Origin of the sequence: Mesorhizobium sp. M7A.F.Ca.CA.002.05.1.1, from assembly GCF_003998335.1 — a bacterium.
Classification (GTDB): Bacteria; Pseudomonadota; Alphaproteobacteria; order Rhizobiales; family Rhizobiaceae; genus Mesorhizobium.
The window spans coordinates 1-1,521 of record NZ_RZQI01001171.1 but is presented as its reverse complement, the minus strand read 5'-3'; the positions used below and the strand labels follow the sequence as shown (position 1 = coordinate 1,521).

Here is a 1,521-nt window from a genome sequence, read left to right as displayed (position 1 = left end):
GCGATATCTTTATCTAGCGCGGCAAACGCCGCCGCAGCCGCGGCCAACCCCTGCGAGCCGGAGATCCTGCGCGCCGCGGATCGTTATGGCGTACCCGCCGGCATCCTCTATGCCGTTGGCCTGACGGAGACCGGAAACAAGGGCAGCCTTCAACCCAATGCCTTGAATATAGAAGGAAAAGCAGTCTTTCCGAGGAGCCGGACCGAGGCCCTTGCCGCCTTCGCCAATGCCCGGCGCGAGGGCAAGACCCTGATCGATCTGGGCTGCATGCAGATCAATCACCACTACCACGCATCGCATTTTCGCAGCGTCGAGGACATGCTCGACCCACGCCAGAACGTCGACTATGCGGCGCGCTTCCTGGCCAGCCTTCATGCCCGTCACGAGACCTGGTCTATGGCCGTGGCCCGCTATCATGCCGGTCCCGACAACGACCCGGCGCAGAAGATCTATGTCTGCCGCGTCATTGCCAACATGGTCGCCACCGGCTTTGGAAAATGGACCGCGAACGCCCGCGGATTCTGCAACCCGTAAGCGCATTTCCCGTTACTAATAGACAAACCGTACAACCCGAATTGTTGGTTTGACTTGGTCAGAACTTGCCGCCGAAAGCACATCTGGCCGCCCGCTAATGCAACCGAAACGATTCCAGACTCCCAAGAAACTAGCTACAAGAAATGACGGTTGTTCAGGATTCCCGCCAGCGGATACGCCTCTCTTCACGGGGCAAATGATTTGATTCGGAAGGCGGGGCCGATGATTGTGATCGTTGACGAGCGCGAGCTCGTAACAGAGGGATACAATTCACTTTTCGATCGTGAGGGCATCGCCTGTGCAGGCTTTGCGTCCGGCGAATTCGGTGAGTGGGTGAACTCTGCCGCAGACACCGATCTGCGCTCGGTCAGGGCCTTCCTCATCGGCGACTGCCGCGAGGGTTCCATCTCTCCGCGCCAGATCCGCGACCGCACCGGCGCCCCGGTGATTGCGCTCAGCGAACAGCATTCGCTGGAGAACACGCTCCGGTTGTTCGAGAGCGGCGTCGACGACGTCATTCGCAAGCCCGTCCATATCCGCGAGATCCTGGCCCGCATCACCGCCATCCGCCGCCGCGCCCAGGAAGACGTCGCCTACACCGAGATCGGCGCCATGCGCATCTTCATGGATGGCCGCGACCCCGAGATCGACGGTCAGCCCCTCCCCCTGCCGCGCCGTGAACGCCGCATCCTCGAATATCTGGCGAGCAATCGCGGGCGCCGTGTCACCAAGACCCAGGTTTTCAACGCCATCTACGGCATCTTCGACGAAGAGGTCGAGGAGAACGTGGTGGAAAGCCACATCAGCAAACTGCGCAAGAAGCTGCGCGAGAAGCTGGGCACCGACCCGATCGATTCCAAGCGTTTCCTCGGCTACCGGCTCGTCTTCTGATGCAGCGCCGCGCCAGCCTCGCGCAAGAAAACATGCGTAGCCTCGTAGCCAGCAGCATGGACACAGCGGAGACGTTTCGATGAGCCTCTACGGAAT

The 1,521-nt window shown here is 60.8% G+C and carries 2 protein-coding genes; both read left to right on the top strand.

All coding sequences use genetic code 11. The annotated features are described in order from the left end of the window. Positions 1–3: 3 nt before the first annotated feature. The gene (locus EN939_RS33775; RefSeq protein ID WP_031212805.1) at positions 4–534 is read left to right on the top strand and encodes a transglycosylase SLT domain-containing protein; all 531 of its coding nucleotides are present in this window, start codon (positions 4–6) and stop codon (positions 532–534) included. 222 nt (positions 535–756) lie between these two features. After that, positions 757–1,425 carry a response regulator transcription factor gene (locus tag EN939_RS33770; protein ID WP_013529780.1) on the top strand — a complete coding sequence of 223 codons (669 nt, stop codon included), beginning with the start codon at positions 757–759 and terminating at the stop codon, positions 1,423–1,425. Positions 1,426–1,521 lie beyond the last annotated feature (96 nt).